General features: G+C 72.6%; 14 protein-coding genes. 7 read left to right on the top strand and 7 right to left on the bottom strand.

Annotated elements, in window-relative coordinates:
• Nucleotides 1-135: 135 nt before the first annotated feature.
• On the bottom strand, nucleotides 136-735 hold the full coding sequence (locus tag ACIP4X_RS02370) for a hypothetical protein (RefSeq protein WP_358729610.1): 600 nt from the start codon (nucleotides 733-735) through the stop codon (nucleotides 136-138).
• 106 nt (nucleotides 736-841) lie between these two features.
• Here ACIP4X_RS02370 and npdG point away from each other — a divergent pair, with 106 nt between their 5' ends.
• Nucleotides 842-1,546 carry an NADPH-dependent F420 reductase gene (npdG, locus tag ACIP4X_RS02365; protein WP_358729611.1) on the top strand — a complete coding sequence of 235 codons (705 nt, stop codon included), beginning with the start codon at nucleotides 842-844 and terminating at the stop codon, nucleotides 1,544-1,546.
• A gap of 4 nt (nucleotides 1,547-1,550) precedes the next feature.
• Nucleotides 1,551-1,817, top strand: a complete 267-nt coding sequence (locus tag ACIP4X_RS02360; protein WP_391453344.1) for a hypothetical protein — start codon at nucleotides 1,551-1,553, stop codon at nucleotides 1,815-1,817.
• On the opposite strand, the gene ACIP4X_RS02355 is transcribed toward ACIP4X_RS02360, so the two are convergent.
• Nucleotides 1,807-2,616 (bottom strand): site-2 protease family protein, encoded by an 810-nt coding sequence (locus ACIP4X_RS02355; protein ID WP_358729613.1) that lies wholly within the window; start codon nucleotides 2,614-2,616, stop codon nucleotides 1,807-1,809. The genes ACIP4X_RS02360 and ACIP4X_RS02355 overlap by 11 nt on opposite strands.
• 153 nt (nucleotides 2,617-2,769) lie before the next feature.
• Here ACIP4X_RS02355 and ACIP4X_RS02350 point away from each other — a divergent pair, with 153 nt between their 5' ends.
• A complete protein-coding gene (locus ACIP4X_RS02350) occupies nucleotides 2,770-6,549 on the top strand; it encodes an AfsR/SARP family transcriptional regulator (RefSeq protein WP_401346440.1) in 3,780 nt (1,259 codons plus the stop codon).
• 25 nt (nucleotides 6,550-6,574) lie between these two features.
• Here ACIP4X_RS02350 and ACIP4X_RS02345 read toward each other — a convergent pair whose 3' ends face one another.
• The 3 genes from ACIP4X_RS02345 to panB all read right to left on the bottom strand — a co-directional run bounded on the left by ACIP4X_RS02345 (nucleotide 6,575) and on the right by panB (nucleotide 9,576).
• The gene (locus tag ACIP4X_RS02345; protein WP_358729614.1) at nucleotides 6,575-7,405 is read right to left on the bottom strand and encodes an ABC transporter permease; all 831 of its coding nucleotides are present in this window, start codon (nucleotides 7,403-7,405) and stop codon (nucleotides 6,575-6,577) included.
• Nucleotides 7,402-8,427 carry an ATP-binding cassette domain-containing protein gene (locus ACIP4X_RS02340; RefSeq protein ID WP_401346271.1) on the bottom strand — a complete coding sequence of 342 codons (1,026 nt, stop codon included), beginning with the start codon at nucleotides 8,425-8,427 and terminating at the stop codon, nucleotides 7,402-7,404. Before ACIP4X_RS02340 ends, ACIP4X_RS02345 begins: the two co-directional genes overlap by 4 nt.
• 282 nt (nucleotides 8,428-8,709) lie before the next feature.
• Entirely contained in the window at nucleotides 8,710-9,576 is an 867-nt protein-coding gene (panB, locus tag ACIP4X_RS02335; protein WP_391453348.1) for a 3-methyl-2-oxobutanoate hydroxymethyltransferase, read from the bottom strand.
• A gap of 191 nt (nucleotides 9,577-9,767) precedes the next feature.
• Here panB and ACIP4X_RS02330 point away from each other — a divergent pair, with 191 nt between their 5' ends.
• The 4 genes from ACIP4X_RS02330 (at nucleotide 9,768) to ACIP4X_RS02315 (ending at nucleotide 14,717) form a co-directional block, all read left to right on the top strand.
• Nucleotides 9,768-11,366, top strand: coding sequence for an MFS transporter (locus tag ACIP4X_RS02330; protein WP_358729617.1), 1,599 nt, complete (start codon nucleotides 9,768-9,770; stop codon nucleotides 11,364-11,366).
• Nucleotides 11,367-11,488: 122 nt separating this feature from the next.
• Nucleotides 11,489-12,115: a TetR/AcrR family transcriptional regulator gene (locus tag ACIP4X_RS02325; RefSeq protein ID WP_358729618.1), complete on the top strand. Its 627-nt coding sequence runs from the start codon at nucleotides 11,489-11,491 to the stop codon at nucleotides 12,113-12,115.
• Nucleotides 12,116-12,291: 176 nt separating this feature from the next.
• Complete coding sequence (locus ACIP4X_RS02320) at nucleotides 12,292-13,347, top strand: endonuclease/exonuclease/phosphatase family protein (RefSeq protein ID WP_401346267.1); 1,056 nt, start codon at nucleotides 12,292-12,294, stop codon at nucleotides 13,345-13,347.
• 107 nt (nucleotides 13,348-13,454) lie between these two features.
• Nucleotides 13,455-14,717 carry an MFS transporter gene (locus tag ACIP4X_RS02315; protein WP_401346264.1) on the top strand — a complete coding sequence of 421 codons (1,263 nt, stop codon included), beginning with the start codon at nucleotides 13,455-13,457 and terminating at the stop codon, nucleotides 14,715-14,717.
• Nucleotides 14,718-14,822: 105 nt separating this feature from the next.
• On the opposite strand, the gene ACIP4X_RS02310 is transcribed toward ACIP4X_RS02315, so the two are convergent.
• A complete protein-coding gene (locus ACIP4X_RS02310) occupies nucleotides 14,823-16,577 on the bottom strand; it encodes an NAD+ synthase (protein ID WP_358729621.1) in 1,755 nt (584 codons plus the stop codon).
• A gap of 232 nt (nucleotides 16,578-16,809) precedes the next feature.
• Nucleotides 16,810-18,747 carry a protease pro-enzyme activation domain-containing protein gene (locus ACIP4X_RS02305; protein WP_391453356.1) on the bottom strand — a complete coding sequence of 646 codons (1,938 nt, stop codon included), beginning with the start codon at nucleotides 18,745-18,747 and terminating at the stop codon, nucleotides 16,810-16,812.
• Between the last annotated feature and the right edge of the window lie 178 nt (nucleotides 18,748-18,925).

The raw sequence follows: 18,925 nt of genomic DNA, 5'->3' as shown, positions 1-18,925 counted from the left end.
CCGGAGGGAGGGGCGGGGGAGTCGTCGGTCACGAGGGGCCATCGTCGGCAGGCGCGGGGACGGCGGCAACCGGTTTTCCGTACGCCCCCGCCGCCGGTTTCCGTACGCTCCCGCCACCGGTCTCCGTACGCCCCGCTACCAGCGCGGCGGTGGCGGTGCCGTCAGCAGGTCCGTCATCCGGGACAGGCGGTCGCGGAAGCGGCCGCGGCCGCGCTGGACCGGCAGCGGGTTCTCCCCGGCAGCCGCGCTCACCAGGTGCTGCACGGTGTCCAGGTCCAACTCGGACCCGGGCGGCACCGCCAGCGTCTCGTGCGCCATCGCCTCCAGTTCGCCCCCGCCGCAGCCAAGGGCCAGCACCGTCGCCCCGGCCCGCCGGGCCTCGTGCACGCGCTCCAGGAGCGGGGCGGGCTCCTCGGGGGCCACCACGAGCAGCGTCTCGCCGCGCCGGGCCGCCGCCAGCCGTCCCAGGCCCACGGCCAGATGCGCCCGGTCCGAGGGGCGCGGGGCGTGCCGTACGAGCGTCGGGGCCAGCTCCGGGGTGCCCGACCAGGCGGCCTCGTCCACCAGGTGCGCCGCCAGGTGCCAGGGCTCGTCCTCCGGGGTGCCCACGAGCAGCAGCCCGCCCCCGTGCGACACCACGGACCCCCGCAGCACCCCCGCGAACCGCCGGGTGGCCCCCAGCCACTCGGTCCCGGCGAGCACCTCGCGCAGCAGCGTGACCCGTACGGCGTCCATAGGCGCGCATCCTGCCGCAAACGGGCACGGGCGGGGCGGACTTCGACCGGCGTTCGTCCTCCCGGGGGACCCGGCGGAGGTGCGGCGGCGGACGTAGAGTCGGCGCATGACCTCTAGCGACAGTGCACACAAGGCCCCCGCCAAGGACCCCTGGGACCTCCCCGACGTCTCCGGGCTGGTCGTGGGCGTGCTCGGGGGAACCGGCCCGCAGGGCAAGGGCCTGGCCTACCGGCTCGCCCGCGCCGGGCAGAAGGTGATCATCGGCTCGCGCGCGGCCGAACGGGCCCGTGCGGCGGCCGAGGAGACCGGGCACGGCGTCGAGGGCGCCGACAACGCCGAGACCGCGCGCCGCAGCGACATCGTGATCGTCGCCGTGCCGTGGGAGGGCCACGGCAAGACCCTGGAGGCCCTGCGCGAGGAGCTGGCCGGCAAGCTCGTCGTGGACTGCGTCAACCCGCTCGGCTTCGACAAGAAGGGCGCCTACGCGCTCAAGCCGGAGGAGGGCAGCGCCGCCGAGCAGGCCGCCGCCCTGCTGCCGGACTCACGGGTGACGGCGGCCTTCCACCACCTGTCGGCCGTGCTCCTCCAGGACGCCGGGATCGAGCGGATCGACACCGACGTGATGGTCCTCGGCGAGGAGCGCGCCGACGTGGAGACCGTCCAGGCGCTGGCCGGCCGCATCCCCGGCATGCGGGGCGTCTTCGCGGGGCGGCTGCGCAACGCCCACCAGGTGGAGTCGCTGGTCGCGAACCTCATCTCGGTCAACCGCCGCTACAAGGCGCACGCGGGGCTCCGGATCACGGACGTATGAGTCCATGGGGGACACTGGTGGCCGTAGCAGTGTCCCCCGACAGGAGCCGACCACCATGCAGTCATCGCCCCCGCCCCACCCGGCCCGGCGACTCGCCCTCTACGCCTTGATCGTCTGCCTGCTGTCCGTGGCCGCGGCCGTCGTCTCGTTCGTCCAGGGCAGCTGGCTCCTCGGGGTCGTGTGGGTGCTGCTGGCAGGACTGTCGTCCAACATGACCTGGTACTACGTCCGCCGCGGCCGGATGCGGCAGGACGGCTCCGTCACCGGCTGACCGAACAGAACCCGCTGGTGCCCTGCCAGAAGCGGTACAGCTCGTGGCCGCAGTACTGGTCGAGGGGGCCGACGCCGAGGTGACGCAGCAGCGTGTGGATCACGTCGAAGAACGCGATGTTGAGCGAGGGCACCCACAGCAGCGCGAAGACGAAGATCAGGCCGAACGGTGCGAACGGCTCCACCTGGCGCTTGATGTCGTGCGACAGCCAGGGTTCGATCACGCCGTAGCCGTCCAGGCCCGGGACCGGCAGGAAGTTCAGGATCGCGGCCGTCACCTGCAGCAGCGCGAGGAAGGCCAGGGCGAACCGGAACCCGGCGGGCACGCCGTCCAGCGCGTGCAGCCAGAACGGCGCCGTGCACACCACCGCGAACAGTACGTTCGTCAGCGGTCCCGCCGCCGAGACCAGGCTGTGCCGCCAGCGGCCCCGGATCCGGCCGCGCTCGATGAACACCGCACCGCCGGGCAGCCCGATCCCGCCCATGACCAGGAACAGCAGCGGAAGCAGGATGCTCAGCACGGCGTGGGTGTACTTCAGCGGGTTCAGTGTCAGATAGCCCTTGGCGCCGACGGTGACGTCACCGCTGTGCAGCGCGGTGCGCGCGTGCGCGTACTCGTGCAGGCACAGCGAGACCACCCAGGCCGCCGTCACGAACACGAACACCGCCAGGCCAGGGCGGGCCGGAATCGGCGCGAACCCGGTCCAGGCCGCCCAGCCCCCGAGCGCGGTGACGGCCAGGATGCCGAGGAAGACGGGGCTGATCCGGCGGTCGCCGCGGCGGGTGGTGACGGACGTCATGGGGGACGGCTCCTGTGCTCGTACGGTTCGTGCGGCGAGCCCGACCGTACCGGGCACACGGGCGGAACGTCCCGCCCCGGGCCACTGGTTCCCGGACCGCCCGCGCGCCGCGCCGCCGAAATCCCGTGACCGTCCGTGAGACCACCGGAGACAATGGACCTCGTGCGCTACCGCATCCTCGGCACCACCCAGGCACTCCGCCCCGACGGCACCGCCGTTCCGCTCGGCGGGGCGCGGCTGCGTGCCCTGCTGACCGTGCTCGCCCTGCGTCCCGGCCGTACGCTCCCGGTGCGCGCCCTCGTCGACGAGGTGTGGGACGGCGAACCGCCCGCCGACGCCACCGGCGCGCTCCAGGCCCTGGTCGGGCGGCTGCGCCGGACGCTCGGCGCGGGCGCGGTGGCCTCGGCGGAGGGCGGCTACCGGCTGGTCGCCGCGACCGACGACGTCGACCTGCACCGCTTCGAGCGGCTGGCCGGGGAGGGCCTGCGCGCGCTGGGCGACGGCGACCCCGCGAAGGCGGCCGCCGCCCTCGACGACGCCCTCGCGCTGTGGCGCGGCCCCGCACTCGCCGACCTGCCCGACCGCACCGCCGAGGCGGCCCGCTGGGACACCCGGCACCTGGACGTGCGCCGCGCCCGCCTGACCGCAGCCCTCGCCCTCGGGCACGCCGAGCGGAGCCTGCCCGAGCTGACCGCGCTGTGCGACACGCACCCCCTGGACGAACCCCTCCAGACCCTCCGCCTGCGCGCCCTGCGCGACGCGGGCCGTACCGCGGAGGCCCTGGCCGCCTACGAGGACGTACGCCGGCTGCTGGCCGACCGCCTCGGGTCCGACCCCGGCCCGGAACTGCGCGCACTGCACGCGGAGCTGCTGCGGCCCACCGGCGGGACGCGACCAGGGAACGGGCCGATCGCGGGTGTCGGGGCCCGGGGCGCGGCCCCTGGTCCCGGCACGTTCTCCGGGCCGCGCGCCGTCGCTGACCCGGCCGCCTCCGCTCCGGCACCCGCCCACGGGGGTCCTACGGCGCCCGCGACAGCCCGGCCCGCGGCCGGCGCGCCGGCGGCTTCCCACGCCGCCGCAGGGACTGGCGTCACAGGAGGCGCAGGCGTCCCAGGGGCCACCAGCGGCCCAGGCGGCGGCACTGGCGTCCCGGGAGGCACGGATGCTTCGGCGGGCACCTATGCCCCAGGAGACGCGTATGCCCGGGGAGGCACCTATGCCCCGGGAGACACGTATGCCCGGGGAGGCACCTATGCCCCGGGAGACACGTATGCCCGGGGAGGCACTTACGCCCCGGGAGACACCCACGCCCCGACAGACGCTGCCGCCCCGGCAGCCGCCGAAGCCCCGCCGGCCACCCGCGCCGAGGCAGCCGCCTGGGGCGAGCAGCCGCCCCCCGCCGCGCCCGCCACCCGCCCGCCGAGCAATCTCCGCGCCCGGATCACCTCCTTCGTGGGCCGCGAGGCCGACATCGGGACGATCCGGGCCGACCTGGACGCCGCGCGTCTGGTGACGCTGCTCGGGCCGGGCGGGGCCGGGAAGACCCGGCTGTCGCAGGAGGCCGCCGAGGCCGTACGGCCGGTGCCGCTGGACGGCGTGTGGCTGGCCGAACTCGCCCCCGTCGACGACGCCGAGGCCGTGCCCGGGGCCGTGCTCACGGCCGTCGGCGCCCGCGAGACCGTGCTGTACGGCGCCGGTGCCGAGGAGATGCGGGCCGCGGTCGCCGACCGGCACAACGACCCCGTCGAGCGGCTGGTCGAGCACTGCGCCCGGCGCCGCATGCTGCTCCTGCTCGACAACTGCGAGCACGTCGTCGACGCGGCGGCCCGCCTCGTCGAGGAACTGCTGGCCCGCTGCCCGCACCTCACCGTCCTCGCCACCAGCCGGGAACCCCTCGGCATACCCGGCGAGGTGCTGCGGCCGGTGGAGCCGCTGCCCGAGCCGGTGGCACTGCGGCTGTTCGCCGAACGCGGGGCCGCCGTACGGCCCGGCTTCCGCACCGACGCCGACCAACACACCGCGGACGCCTGCGCCGAGATCTGCCGCCGCCTGGACGGGCTGCCGCTGGCCATCGAACTCGCCGCCGCCCGGCTGCGGATGCTCACCCCGCGGCAGATCGCCGACCGGCTCGACGACCGCTTCCGCCTGCTCACGTCGGGCAGCCGTACCGTCCTGCCCCGCCAGCAGACCCTGCGCGCCGTCGTCGACTGGTCCTGGGACCTGCTCGACGCCGACGAACGGTACGTGCTGAGCCGGCTGTCCGTCTTCGCCGGCGGCTGCGACCTCGCCGCCGCCGAGGCCGTGTGCGGCCCCGCCGCCTTCGACGCCCTCGCCTCCCTCGTCGACAAGTCCCTCGTGGTGGCCGCGCCCGCCGCCGACGGCGGGATGCGCTACCGGCTGCTGGAGACCGTCGCCGAGTACGCGCGCGAACGGCTCGACGAGACCGGTGACCGCACCGCGACCGAGCGCGCCCACCTGACGCACTACCGCGAACTGGCCCGCACCAGCGAGCCGTTGATGCGCGGCTCCAGCCAGCGGGAGGCGATGGCCAGGATCGAGCTGGAGTACGAGAACCTGCGCACGGCGCTGCGTCACGCCGTCGCCGCACGCGACGAGCAGGAGGGCCTGTGCCTGATCCTCTCGCTCGCCAACTACTGGCAGATGCGGGACATGCGCATCGAGGCCCGCAACTGGTGCGGCGAGTTCATGGAGTTCGGACCCGATCCCTTCGCCGAGCCGGTCCGGCCCGCCGCATCCGTCTGGCAGCGGTGCACGGACGCCCCGCCCCCGATGACCGGCGAGACGCTCGCCGAGGCCCGCCGCGGCCTGCACCTGGTTCATCTCTCCTGCATGGACACCGAGTTGGAGGCCTGGGAGTCGCCCGAGGCGAAACGGAAACTGCGGCTCATCACCCAGGTCTACGAGCCCGGCCAGCCGCAGATCTGCCGCAGTCCCGGCATGCTCTGGATGTTCGCGGTGATGATGACCGGCGACGTGAAACGCCTGCTGGAGGTCACCGACGCCGCCGTACGCACCTGCCGGGAGACCCCGGGATTCGAGTGGGAGCTGGCCCACGCCCTCCAGTGGCGCGCCAATCTGCGGGCCAACCGCACCGAGTGGGCCCGGGAGGCCGGCCGGGACGCCGACGAGTCGCTGGAGATCTTCCGCCGTCTCGACGACGCCTGGGGCACCGCCGAGGCGCTCTCCGCGCGCGCGGAGGCCCACGAGCGCACCGGAGCCTACCTGTCGGCCGCGGCCGACTACCGGTCGGCCATCGACCACGCCGAACACCTCGGCGCGACCGCCCAGGTCACCGTCCTCACCGCCCGTCTGGGCAGCGCGCTGATGGAGGCGGGCGACACCGAGCAGGGCGAACGACTGCTGTGGGAGGTCGTCGAGCAGAGCCGGAACAGCCACAACGAGGCCATGCCCCCCGCCCGCCTCTACCTCGCCGGCCGACTGGGCATGACCGGACGCATCCCCGAGGCGCGCGAACAACTGCGTTTGCTGCGCGAGGAGTTCGGCATCTCGCATTTCGTCGTCTTCGACGCCTTCATCCTCGGTGCCGAGGCCTGGGTCGACGCGGTCGACGGTCTGTACGAGGAGGCCCTGGGCAAGGTCCGCCGGGCCCTCCAGCGCGCCCAGGACCCGCTGTCCGAGGCCATCGCGCCCCATATGCGCTCGGCCTACCTGGCCATCGCCGCCCTGGCCCTGGCGGGCGTGGACGGCGGCCGCCGGGCCCGGGACGCCGTCCGCTGCCTCGGCGCCGCCGACGCCCTGCTGCCGCCCCGCCACGTCGCCTCGACCATGGAGCGCCACGTCCACGACGGGGTCGTCGCGCGCACCCGGGAACTGCTCGGCGACGAGGTGTACGAGGCCGCGTACGCGGAGGGCGGCGGCCTGTCCTGGGACGAGACCGCCGCCCTGGTCTGATCCGCGCCGGCGCCAGGCCGTACGGTCAGCTCTTGGTGCGGAACTTGTGGATCGCGACCGGCGCCATCACCACCGTGAGCGCCGCCGACCAGGCCAGGCTCACCCACAGGCTGTGCGCCACCGGGCCGCCCACCATCAGCCCGCGGGCGGAGTCCGCGAGCGCGGACAGCGGGTTGTACTGGGTGAAGGTCCGCAGCCAGCCCGGCATCGTGCCGGGCGGGGCGAAGATGGACGAGCCGAACTGGAGCGGCATCATCACCAGGAAGCCCATCGCCTGCACGGACTGAGCGTTCTTCATCATCACGCCGAGGGTGATGAACACCCACATCAGCGCCGAGCCGAAGACCGCCGACAGGCCCACTGCGGCGAACAGGCCGGGCCAGTTCTCGATCTCGAAGCCGACCAGGACACCGACGACCAGCAGGATCGCGGTGGCGATCAGCATCCGCAGCAGCTCCACCGCGATCTTGGCGAACAGCACCGAGCCGCGCCCGATCGGCAGGGACCGGAAGCGGTCCATGACACCGGAGTTGAAGTCCTGGTTGAAGCCGGTGCCCACGCTCTGGGCCAGGTTCATGCCCATCATGGCCATGAGGCCGGGCACGATGTACTGCACGTACTGCTGCTGCCCGCCGCCCAGCGACTGCCCGATCGAGCCGCCGAAGACGTACACGAACAGCAGCGTGAAGATCACCGGGAACAGGATCGCGTCGAACATCGACTCCGGGTCCTGCCGGATCCACAGCAGGTTGCGGCGGACCAGCGCGCCGGTGTGCCGCAGATGGCTGCGCAGCGGGATCCGGGCGTCGGCCTGGAGGCCGGGGGCGGCCAGGGCAGTCGTGGTGACGGCGCTCATACGGCGACCTCTTCGCGGGTGTCGGCGGGCACGGTGTCCTGCGGGGCACTGGCGCGGTGGCCGGTCAGGGACAGGAACACCTCGTCCAGGCTGGGCAGTTCGGTGGTGATGGAGCTGATCGTGATGCCGCGCGCGGTGACCGCGCCGACCACGGCGGTCAGCTGCTCGTCGCTGAGGACCGGCACGAGCAGGGAGCCGGACGCGGTGTCGACGGTCGTCGCGGCGAGCCCGGTGATGCCCAGGTCGTCGAGCATCCCGGCCAGCGGGCGCAGTTCGAGCGGGTCGGCCGGCTTGACCCGCAGGGTGCGCCCGCCGACCTTCGCCTTCAGCTCCTCGATGCGGCCGCCCGCGACGACCTTGCCGCGGTCCACGACGGTCAGCTCGGAGGCGAGCTGCTCGGCCTCCTCCATGTACTGCGTGGTCAGCAGCACGGTGACCCCGTCGCCGACCATCGCCTTTACCTCGCCCCACACCTCGTTGCGGGTACGGGGGTCGAGGCCCGTGGTCGGCTCGTCCAGGAACAGGACGGTCGGCCGTCCTATCATCGAGGCGGCGAGGTCGAGCCGCCGCCGCATGCCGCCGGAGTAGGTGCGGGCCGGCCGCCGCGCGGCCTCGGTGAGCGAGAACCGCTCCAGCAGCTCGTCGGCGCGGGCGCGGGCCTCCTTGCGGGGCAGGTCGAGCAGCCGGCCGATCAGGTAGAGGTTCTCCCAGCCGGGGAGCTTCTCGTCCACGGAGGCGTACTGCCCGGTCAGCCCGATCGCCCGGCGCAGCTGCCGGGGCTGCCGTGCCACGTCGTAGCCCGCCACGGTGGCCTGTCCGGCGTCCGGGGCGAGCAGCGTGGACAGGATGCGTACGAGGGTGGTCTTGCCGGCTCCGTTCGGCCCGAGCACGCCCATCACGGTGCCCTCGCGCACGTCCAGGTCCACGCCGTCCAGTGCCTTGGTCTCGCCGTAGTGCTTGACCAGTCCCCGCACGGTCACGGCGTTCGGCACGCCGCCGGGGTTGTCGTCGATTCGCGTCATGCCCCGAACAGTGCCAGCCCCCACCGACAAACCACCGACATCCGACCGACAGCCGCCACCAGGCATCGAGATGCAGCCGACAGCACCGCGACCATCGGACCGCCGACGAGCACCGCGACCACCAGATGCCGCCGACGAGCACCGCACCCATCAATGGAGGAACCACGACGGCGAGCAACCACCTCCGCGAGAGCGGCGCCGGCTCAGGCGAAAAGACGGCAGCCCCGCCGACGGGGGAAGATCGGCGGGGCTGCCCTGGTACCGCGATGGCTCAACCGGAGGTCAGTGCACGGAGTGCTCCTCCAACGGGAACGTCCCGCCCACCACGTCCTCGGCGAACGCCTTGGCCGCGCCGCCGATGACCTCCCGCAGGTCGGCGTACTTCTTGACGAACTTCGGCACGCGTCCGCCGGTCAGTCCGAGCATGTCGGTCCACACCAGCACCTGCGCGTCCGTGTCGGGTCCGGCGCCGATGCCGACGGTCGGGATGTGCAGCACCCGGGTCACCTCGGCGGCCAGTTCGGCCGGCACCAGTTCCAGGACCACCGCGAACGCGCCCGCGTCCTGAACGGCCTTGGCGTCCCGCAGCAGTTGCTGCGCCGCCTCCTCGCCGCGGCCCTGGACGCGGTAGCCCATGGCGTTGACGGACTGCGGGGTCAGGCCGATGTGGGCCATGACCGGGATGCCGGACTCCACCAGGAGCCGGATCTGCTCGTGCGACCGCTCGCCGCCCTCCAGCTTCACCGCGCCGACGCCCGCCTCCTTCACCAGCCGGGTCGCCGAGCGCAGCGCCTGCACCGGACCCTCCTGGTAGGAGCCGAAGGGGAGGTCGCCGACGATCAGGGCGCGCTTCGTGCCGCGGACGACCGCGGCCGACATCATCGCCATCTCGTCGAGCGTGACGGGCACGGTCGTCTCGTAGCCGAGGTGGCAGTTGCCGGCGGAGTCGCCGACCAGCATCACCGGGATGCCGGCCTCGTCGAAGACGGACGCGGTCATCGCGTCGTAGGCGGTGAGCATGGGCCACTTCTCGCCGCGTTCCTTGGCGAGGGCGATGTCGCGAACAGTGATGCGGCGGGTGCCCTTACCCCCGTACAGCGCCTTGCTGCCGTCGGAGGGTTTGTTGTGGGCAGCCGAAAGCTGCGTCATGACAACGGCTCCTTCAGTCATCTCGGGGCGCCCTGACGGCGTCCCCGGATCCCTCCCATGGTGGCACCTCGTGCCGGAGGCGGCCAGAGGAGCCCCGTGTGCGCAACGTCTCGGCACGCCGGTCGTAAGATGTGGGTAAAGGATTGCGATACGAGACGGTCTCGTATCGGAAATGCCCTACGCTCGTCGGCATGACTACTCCTGCCGACCGCGCCGCCGCCGGCCCCCGGGTTCCGGAGGCGGTGCACCGCCGACGCTGGGCGATTCTCGGCGCGTTGATGCTGAGCCTGCTGATAGTGGTGCTCGACAACTCGATCCTGAACGTCGCGATCAAGACCATCTCGACCCCCGCCCCGACGGGCCTGGGCGCCACGCAGAGCGAGCTGGAGTGGGCGATCAACGCCTACACCCTCGTCTTCGCGGGCCTGTTGTTCACCGCGGGCCTCGTCGGTGACCGCGTCGGGCGCAAGAAGGTGCTGATCGGCGGCCTCATCGTGTTCGGCGTCAGCTCCGCGCTGGCCGCCGAGTCCGGCTCGCCCGCCCAACTCATCGCCTTCCGCGCCCTGATGGCCGTCGGCGCGGCCTTCGTCATGCCGGCCACCCTCGCCGTCCTGATGAACGTCTTCGAGCGCGAGGAGCAGCCCAAGGCCATCGGCATCTGGGCCGGCGGCGTCGGCCTGGCCATCGCGATCGGACCGATCACCGGCGGTCTGCTCCTGGACCACTTCTGGTGGGGCTCGGTCTTCCTGGTCAACGTTCCCATCGTCGTCATCGCGGTCGCGCTGATGCTGTGGCTGGTGCCCGACTCCCGCGACCCGCGGCCCGGCCGCCTCGACCCGATCGGCGTCGTCCTGTCCGTCGTCGGCCTGGTCCTGCTCGTCTACGGCATCATCAAGGGCGGCGAACTCGCCGACTTCACCGACACGACCGTGCTGTCGACGATCGTGGCGGGCCTGCTCGTCCTCGCGGCCTTCGTGGTGTTCGAGAAGCGCAGCGACCACCCGTCCCTGGACGTCACGTACTTCAAGAACAAGGTCTTCTCGGCCGCCATGAGCGCCATCGCGCTGGTCTTCTTCGCGTTGATGGGCGTCACCTTCTTCGGCATCTTCTACCTCCAGAGCGTGCGCGGCTACTCGCCGCTGCAGTCCGGTGCGCTGATGCTGCCGCTGGCCCTCGCCCAGCTGATCTTCGCGCCGCGGGCCCGGCTGGTCGTCGACCGCTTCGGCAACAAGGCCACCACCACGGGCGGACTCGTCCTGCTCGCCGCCATGCTGGCCGCCTTCGCCGGCTTCGAGGCCGACACACCGATCTGGCTGCTGGAGGTCGTCTTCTTCCTCATGGGCACCGGCATGGCGCACATCATGACGCCGACCAGCGTCGTCATCATGCAGGCCCTGCCCCGCGAGAAGGCCGGCTCGGCCTCCGCGCTCAGCAACACGTTCCGCCAGGTCGGCGGCGCCCTCGGCATCGCCGTCCTCGGCTCGGTGCTCTCGACGGCCTACCGCAACGACATCGAGGGCAAGCTCGGAATGCTCCCGCCCGCACTGCGCGACAAGGCGGCCGAGTCCATCGAGGCCACCCTCGGCGTCGCGGCCAAGCTCGGCCCGCAGGGCAAGGGCCTGATCGACCCGGCCAACCACGCCTTCCTGCACGCCATGCACGTCACCTCGGTGTGCGGAGCCGCGGTCGCGCTCGTCGGCGCGCTCGTGGTGGCCCTGTTCCTGCCCGGCAGGCAGCCGGTGCCGCAGAAGGGTGAGGAAGAGGAGAAGGTGGTGGCGGCGGTGGAGTAGCCGGGATATGACGGGGGCACGCGGCGACGGGGGACTGCCGGCCGAAGGCGGCCGTCGGTGGGTCGGACCCACCGGCGGACCGCCCGATGGACAATCTCCTGTGCGACGAAAGGACGGCCCACGTGAGCCTTGCCGACAGCCACACCGCTGCGGACACCCCCGTGCGGGGGCGCCCCCGCAGCGAAGCGGTGGAACACGCCATTCTGGAGGGCGTGATGAAGCTGCTGGAGGACGGTGTGCCGCTGGCCGAACTCTCCATCGAACGCATCGCCCGCACCGCGGGCGTCGGCAAGGCCACCATCTACCGGCGCTGGAGCGGCAAGGAGGAGCTGTTCGTCGACGTCGTACGCGCCGCCGAGCCTCCGGACCCCGAACTGCCGGGCACCTCCATGCGCGACGACCTCGTGGCCATCCTCGAACAGCTCCGCCGCCGCGGCCTGGTGAGCCGCAGCTCGCTCATCCTGCACAACGTCTACGCCCAGATGAAGAGCAGCCCCAAGATCTGGTGCGCCTACCACGCGATCGTCGTCGAGCCTCGGCGCAGGCTCCAGGTGGAGGTCCTGCGCCGCGGGCAGCGCGACGGCGAACTGCGCCGGGACGTCGACGTCGAGGTGCTCGTCGACCTCTTCGTCGGGCCCATGCTGGTGCGCAGCGTGATGCGCCCGGACGCCGACCTGCCCGAGGGGTTGTCGGAGCAGATAGTGGATCTGCTGCTCGAAGGGCTACGGCCCGTCAGTTCCCCACGGTGATGTGCGCGTTTCGTCACAGACCGGTCCGGGCGCGGCGCAAGCGGAACTCCGCGCGCCGACTTGTTCGTCCTCCTGCCCGTACGGCCGTCGAGAACGGCGGGAACGGTGCCGATCATCCCCTAGGGTCGTAGAACGCGGGGGTGAACGGTGTGCACGGCAGGCAGTGAGGCGACGGTATGGCGCGACAGGCGTACGTGACGCAGACGGCGGGCGGTTCGGGCCCCGGGCGCCGAGGGGGCCGGCTGCGGCGCCTGGCGCACGGCCTCACCGACGGCCGACGCGGCGACGCCGGGATCTGGCGCCGTGGCCTCCTCCTCGCCGCGTTCGCCCTCGCCCTCGCCCTGGTGATGGTGGTGCACGCGCAGATCCCCAACCGGATCGGCAACCTCGGCAGCCTCACCGAGACCTTCCTGCCGTGGGCGGGCCTGTTCGTCCCGGTGCTGCTGGTCCTGGCCCTGGTGCGCAGGTCGGCGACCGCGCTGATCGCCGTGCTGCTGCCCGTGACCGTCTGGCTCAACCAGTTCGGCGGCCTGCTCACCGACAAGACGGGCACCGGCGGCGAGCTGATGGTCGCCACGCACAACGTCAACGCCGACAACCCCGACCCGTCCGGCACCGCCCGGGAACTGGCCGCCTCCGGGGCCCAGGTGCTCGCCCTGGAGGAACTGAAGTCGTCCGCGCTGCCCGTCTACGAGCGGACGCTCGCCCCGCAGTACCGGTACCACTCGGTGCAGGGCACGGTCGGGCTGTGGAGCAAGTACCCGATCAGCGGCGTACGCGCCGTCGACATCAAGCTGGGCTGGACGCGCGCCATGCGCGCCACCGTGGGCACGCCCGAGGGGTCCGTCGCGGTGTACGTCGCCCACATGCCCTCGGTGCGGGTGAAGCTGAACTCCGGGTTCACCGCCGCGCAGCGCGACGAGAGCGCGGACGCGCTGGGCGAGGCGATCGCCGGTGAGCAGCTGCCCAGGGTGGTCCTGCTCGGCGATCTGAACGGCACGATGAACGACCGCTCGCTCAACGCCGTCACCTCCCAGATGCGTTCCACCCAGGGCGCCGCGGGCAGCGGGTTCGGGTTCAGCTGGCCGGCCTCGCTCCCGATGGCGCGGATCGACCAGATCATGGTCAGGGGAGTGGAGCCGGTGAGCTCCTGGACCCTGCCGCGCACGGGCAGCGACCATCTGCCGATCGCCGCGCGGGTCAACGTCGGCACATCGGAAACCGGGTCGTAACCTGCTGGAATACTGGGCCTGAGAGGCTTTGTTCCGTCTGAGAACATACGCGGGTCACCGCGGTACGGAACTTCGCCCGCACGCTTCGAAGCTTTGAAAGGCCCTTCATGCCCCTGGCTGTGCTCGCCCTCGCCGTGGGCGCTTTCGGCATCGGCACCACCGAGTTCGTCATGATGGGGCTGCTCCCCGACGTCGCCGGCGACCTGCGCGTCTCGATCCCCGCCGCCGGGCACCTGGTCTCGGCGTACGCGCTGGGCGTCGTCATCGGCGCGCCGCTGCTGGCCGCCGTCACCTCGCGACTGCCCCGCCGGCACGTCCTGATCGGGCTCATGGCCCTGTTCGTCGTCGGCAACGCGCTCTCCGCCCTCGCCCCCGGCTACCACTCGCTGCTCGCCGCCCGGTTCCTCAGCGGACTGCCGCACGGCGCCTTCTTCGGCGTGGGCGCCGTGGTCGCGGCGGCCCTGGTGCCGCCGGAGCGCAAGGCGCGCTCGGTGTCCCTGATGCTGCTCGGCCTGACCCTGGCGAACGTCATCGGCGTCCCCGCCGCCACGCTCATGGGCCAGCACCTCGGCTGGCGGACGACCTTCCTCGCGGTCAGCGTGATCGGGGTCGCCGCGATCGCGTCCCTCGCCCTGCTGGTCCCGCACGACCGCGGCCACGTCCCCGCGACCGGGCTGCGCCACGAACTGGCCGCCCTGCGCTCGCTCCCCGTCTGGCTGGCCCTGCTGACGACCGTGGCCGGCTGCGGCGCGCTGTTCTCGGCGTACAGCTACATCACGCCGATGCTCACCGTCTCCGCCGGGTACACCGAGGCCGGAGTGACGCTGCTGCTGGCTCTGTTCGGGGTCGGCGCGACCGTCGGCAACCTGCTCGGCGGGCGCCTGGCCGACCGCTCGACGCGGGGCACGCTGTTCGGCGGGCTCGTCGCGCTGGTGGTCGTCCTGGCGCTGTTCCCGCTGATGATGCGGGCCCAGTGGAGCGCGGCCCTCGCCGTGACCCTGCTCGGCACGGCGGCGTTCGCCACCGGTTCTCCGCTCCAGCTCATGGTCATGGAGAAGGCGTCCACGGCCCCGTCCCTGGCGTCCGCGGCCAACCAGGCCGCCTTCAACCTGGCGAACGCGGGCGGCGCCTGGATCGGCGGGCTGGCGCTCGCCGCGGGCCTCGGCCAGACCTCACCGGCGCTCGCGGGAGCCGCCCTCGCGGTACTGGGCCTCGCGGTCGCCGGCACGGCCCGCCGGGTGGACCTGCGGCGGGCCGGTGCCGTACGGGGGCGGGAACGCGTCGTCGCCTCGCACGTGCCGGCCTTGGCGCGTCCGGAGGCCCCTTCCGGCTCGTCGAGCACGGGGGAGCCGCGGGCTGAGGCGGTGTGAGCGGAGGGCCGGCCTGGCGGTCCGGGAGCCTGCTTCCGCGACGGTGCGGACGTCGTCCGCCGCGGCACCGGCCCCGGACCCTCACCGCCGGTCGGGGACCGGTGGCTACGCCGACTCCCGCCAACCGTTGGTGATCGGCAGCCGCCGGTCCTTCCCGAAGCCCTTCGCGGAGATCTTCGTGCCCGGCGGGTACTGGCGCCGCTTGTACTCGGCCGTGTCGACCATGCGGAGCGTCTTCGTGACCAGCTCGCGGTCGTACCCGGCCGCGACGATCAGGTCGGCGCCCTTGTCCTGGTCGACGTAGAGCTCCAGGATCGCGTCCAGCACCGGGTAGTCCGGCAGCGAGTCGGTGTCCACCTGGCCCGGGCGCAGCTCGGCGCTCGGCGGCTTGGTGATGGAGTTCTCCGGGATCGGCGGGGTCTCGCCCCGCTCGGCCGCGGCCCGGTTGCGCCACTCGGCCAGCCGGAAGACCGACGTCTTGTACACGTCCTTGATCGGGCCGTACGCGCCCACCGAGTCGCCGTACAGCGTCGAATAGCCCACCGCCAGCTCCGACTTGTTGCCCGGCGCGAGGACGATGTGGCCCTCCTGGTTGGAGACCGCCATCAGCAGCGTGCCGCGCAGCCGGGACTGGAGGTTCTCCTCGGCCAGGCCCGTCAGGCCCAGGGAGCCCATGTAGGCGTCGAACATCGGGGCGATCGGGACGGTGCGGAAGTTCAGGCCGGTGCGCCGTGCCAGCTCCGCGGCGTCGTCCTTGGAGTGCTCGGAGGAGTACTTGGACGGCATGGAGACGCCGTACACGTTCTCGGGGCCCACCGCGTCGCAGGCGATCGCCGCGACCAGCGCGGAGTCGATGCCGCCGGACAGGCCGATCAGCACGGAGCGGAAGCCGTTCTTGCGCACGTACGCGCGCAGGCCCACGACCAGGGCCGTGTAGACCTCCTCGTCGTCGTCCATGCGCGCGGCGTACTCGCCGGTCGGCGCCGGCTCGTAGGCGGGCAGCGACTCGTCGGACAGCACCACGCGGTCGATGCGCAGACCGTCGTCGACCACGCCCGTGGGCGCGTCCGCCGAGGCGGCGGGCAGGTCCAGGTCCAGCACCATGAGGTCCTCGGCGAACTGCGGCGCCCGCGCGACCACCTCGCCGTCGGGGGAGACCACGATCGAGTCGCCGTCGAAGACCAGCTCGTCCTGCCCGCCGGTCATGGCGAGGTAGGCGAGGGTGCAGCCGGCCTCCTGGGCCCGCTTGCGGACCAGGTCGAGGCGGGTGTCGTCCTTCAGGCGCTCGTACGGCGAGGCGTTGACCGAGACCAGCAGCCCCGCGCCCGCGCTGCGCGCGGCCGGCACCCGGCCGCCGTCCTGCCACAGGTCCTCGCAGATGGCGAGCGCGACGTCGACGCCGTGCACGCGCAGGACCGGCATGGTGTCGCCGGGGACGAAGTAGCGGAACTCGTCGAAGACGCCGTAGTTGGGCAGGTGGTGCTTGGCGAAGCTCAGGACCACCTCGCCGCGGTGCAGCACCGCCGCCGCGTTCTGCGGCGCGCCGGCCGGCATCCCGTACTTCGGCTGGGCGGTCTCACCGCGGTCGAGGTAGCCGACGACCACCGGCAGCTCCCCGAGGCCCTCCTCGGCGAGCCGGGCGGCGAGGGCGCGCAGCGCGGCGCGGGACGCCTCCACGAAGGACGACCTGAGGGCCAGGTCCTCGACGGGGTACCCGGTCAGCACCATCTCCGGGAACACCGCGAGGTGCGCTCCGCGGTCGGCGGACTCCCGGGCCCGGCGGACGATCGCCTCGGAGTTCCCGGCGAGGTCTCCGACGCGCGAGTCGATCTGGTTCAGGGCGAGACGTAGTTGAGGCACGCCCCTCAGTGTAATCGTCAAAGCGACGCGATACCCGGGCCCGAGGGTGTGGCCCACCCCACCCCACCCCGCCTGCCGCGCGCCGGCTCGAAACGCCCGCCGACACCCGCAGCGGCTTTGATCACCCCACGCCGTCCGCCGAGGCGTCCGGCCCCTCTCGTGCGGAGGTGCCTGCATGCGTGTGCCCGCCCCCTCCGGGTGGAGGGGGCGGGCACACGAGAGGGGGCCGGGATCAGCGGCGGGGGTAGGACTCCACGTAGCCGGGTGCGGGCGAGCCCACGCCGGTGACGGTGTCGTAGCCCTTGACCGCCTGGAGCGAGCTGTCCTTGCCGAGGCTGCGGACGGAGTAGCTCAGGCCGTCCGCGGCGTCGACGCCGTTGACGAAGTCGACCCGCGCGACCGCGAGGTCCTTGCCGGTCGGACGGTCCACCACGTCGTGGTACACCTTCGAGCCGTACTTGGAGTAGATCGCCGGGTTGGCGAAGCCGATCGCCTTGCCGCCGCGGGCCTCCTGGGCGAGCGCCTGGACGGCCGCGATGACCGGCGCGGCCAGCGAGGTGCCGCCGATGCGGTACTCGCTGTACTGCTCCTTGCCGTTCGGGAAGGTCTGCGTCTGGCCGACCAGGAAGCCGGTGTTCGGGTCGGCGATCGCCGCGATGTCCGGGACGACGCGGTTGCCGGCCTTGTTGTTGGCCGTGGCCAGCGCCTTCGGCACCACGTTCTTCTGGTACGACGGCTGCGGAACCGTGCGGCTGGTGCCGCCGCCCGCGCCCGAGGTGAACGCGCCCGGGAAGCCCGCCCAGCTCTTGCCGTCCTTGGACAGCGAGGCCTTCTGGGTGCCCCAGCCGGTCTCCCACAGGTACGTGTGGCCCTTGCCGACGGCCAGCGAGGTGCCGCCGACCGCGGTCACCCATGCCGAGTTGGCCGGGGTGTCGACCTGCTTCGTACCGGTGTTCGCGACCTCGTCGCCGTCGTCGCCGGAGGAGAAGTAGAAGCCGATGCCCTCGACCGCGCCGAACTGGAAGACCTGGTCGTAGGCCGCCGCGACGTCCGGCGTCTCGTTGGCCTCGATGTCGCCCCATGAGTTGGAGACGATGTCGGCCAGGTGGTTGTCGACGATCTTGCTCAGCGAGTCGAGCAGATCGTCGTCGTAGCAGGACGCGGCGCCCACGTAGACGACGTTCGCGTCCGGCGCGACCGCGTGCACGGCCTCGACGTCGAGGGTCTCCTCGCCGTACCAGCCGGCCGCCCCGCACTCCTCCGTGTCCGTGTAGCCGGCCGGGAGCACCTGGCGCAACTGGCCCGTCTTCCAGGGCTTGTCGCCGTTCTTCTTCGCGTAGGTGGCCGCGTCGAAGGCGATGGTCGGCGAGGCGTAGGCGTCGGTGATGGCGACGCGGACGCCCTTGCCGGTGTACTTGCCGGCGCCGTAGGCGGACCGCAGCTCCTTGCCGGTGTAGCCCTTGACGGCGTACGGGATCTTCTGGCCGTACGCGGAGGGCAGCGTGCTCGCGACGTTGGAGCCGTGGTACGTGGAGAACGGCCCCGAGTTCTTGAAGACGTCGTCCGGCGGCGGCAGTTGGTCCTTGTGCTTCGCCTTGTGCGGCGCGTTGTCCAGACCGGTGACGGTCAGGACGGCGCCGTTCAGGGAGGCCGGCACCGACGCCGTCTGCGCCGGGGCGCGGTAGGTCCTCGAACCCTTGGCGAAGTTGTGGAGCTGGGTGCCGAACGCCTTCTCGACGGCGGCGACGTCACCGGAGACGGCGACGTAGTGCGCGGTCACGGAGGTGACCTTCAGCCCCGACGACGCCAGCCACGACTTCACGGCGTCCACCTGTGCCTGCGTCGCGCCGAAGCGCGCCTGCGCCTCCTGGGCGCTCAGGTGCTTGCCGTACGAGGCCGACGACGGGTCGGAGACCGCCGCGGCGTATTGGGCGAGGCCGGCGGCGTCCCGTCCGGCCAGGTAGACCCGGGCGCGGACCTGGGCGCTGTCCGAGGTGGCGCCCTTGTCCGCCGTGGCCGTCGCCCAGACGGGCTTGGTGCCCGCGAGCGCGTTGCGGCCCGGGTGGTCCGCTGCGTGCGCGGGTATGCCGAGCGCCAGTGCGCCGGCGAGCAGCGGCAGGGTCGCCGCCAAGCTCACTCCGGCGCGCGCTGTGGCACGGTTGGATCTCATAGAACCCCCTGCGATGCGTTCGCATGTGACGCAATGAGTGGTTGGCCCTCGCGCGATCCCCGCGGAGCCCGCGGCGGTTCGGCTCCGAATGGATCACACGAACGGGGTCACTCTTCCTGATGAACCGTTCATGTCAGGGGAATGGGAAGACCAAGAGAAACCCAAAGAACCGGTCGTA

The organism is Streptomyces sp. NPDC088817 (assembly GCF_044750345.1).
Taxonomy (GTDB): Bacteria; Actinomycetota; Actinomycetes; order Streptomycetales; family Streptomycetaceae; genus Streptomyces.
The sequence above is the reverse complement of the archived record's forward strand: the minus strand, read 5'-3'. Positions and strand labels throughout refer to the sequence as shown.

Bases quoted from the DNA above. Each gene is read 5' to 3' on its own strand.
- ACIP4X_RS02370 (WP_358729610.1), bottom strand. From the start codon at position 735: ATGGACGCCGTACGGGTCACGCTGCTGCGCGAGGTGCTCGCCGGGACC.
- npdG (WP_358729611.1), top strand. From the start codon at position 842: ATGACCTCTAGCGACAGTGCACACAAGGCCCCCGCCAAGGACCCCTGG.
- ACIP4X_RS02360 (WP_391453344.1), top strand. From the start codon at position 1,551: ATGGGGGACACTGGTGGCCGTAGCAGTGTCCCCCGACAGGAGCCGACC.
- ACIP4X_RS02355 (WP_358729613.1), bottom strand. From the start codon at position 2,616: ATGACGTCCGTCACCACCCGCCGCGGCGACCGCCGGATCAGCCCCGTC.
- ACIP4X_RS02350 (WP_401346440.1), top strand. From the start codon at position 2,770: ATGGACCTCGTGCGCTACCGCATCCTCGGCACCACCCAGGCACTCCGC.
- ACIP4X_RS02345 (WP_358729614.1), bottom strand. From the start codon at position 7,405: ATGAGCGCCGTCACCACGACTGCCCTGGCCGCCCCCGGCCTCCAGGCC.
- ACIP4X_RS02340 (WP_401346271.1), bottom strand. From the start codon at position 8,427: ATGACGCGAATCGACGACAACCCCGGCGGCGTGCCGAACGCCGTGACC.
- panB (WP_391453348.1), bottom strand. From the start codon at position 9,576: ATGACGCAGCTTTCGGCTGCCCACAACAAACCCTCCGACGGCAGCAAG.
- ACIP4X_RS02330 (WP_358729617.1), top strand. From the start codon at position 9,768: ATGACTACTCCTGCCGACCGCGCCGCCGCCGGCCCCCGGGTTCCGGAG.
- ACIP4X_RS02320 (WP_401346267.1), top strand. From the start codon at position 12,292: ATGGCGCGACAGGCGTACGTGACGCAGACGGCGGGCGGTTCGGGCCCC.
- ACIP4X_RS02315 (WP_401346264.1), top strand. From the start codon at position 13,455: ATGCCCCTGGCTGTGCTCGCCCTCGCCGTGGGCGCTTTCGGCATCGGC.
- ACIP4X_RS02305 (WP_391453356.1), bottom strand. From the start codon at position 18,747: ATGAGATCCAACCGTGCCACAGCGCGCGCCGGAGTGAGCTTGGCGGCG.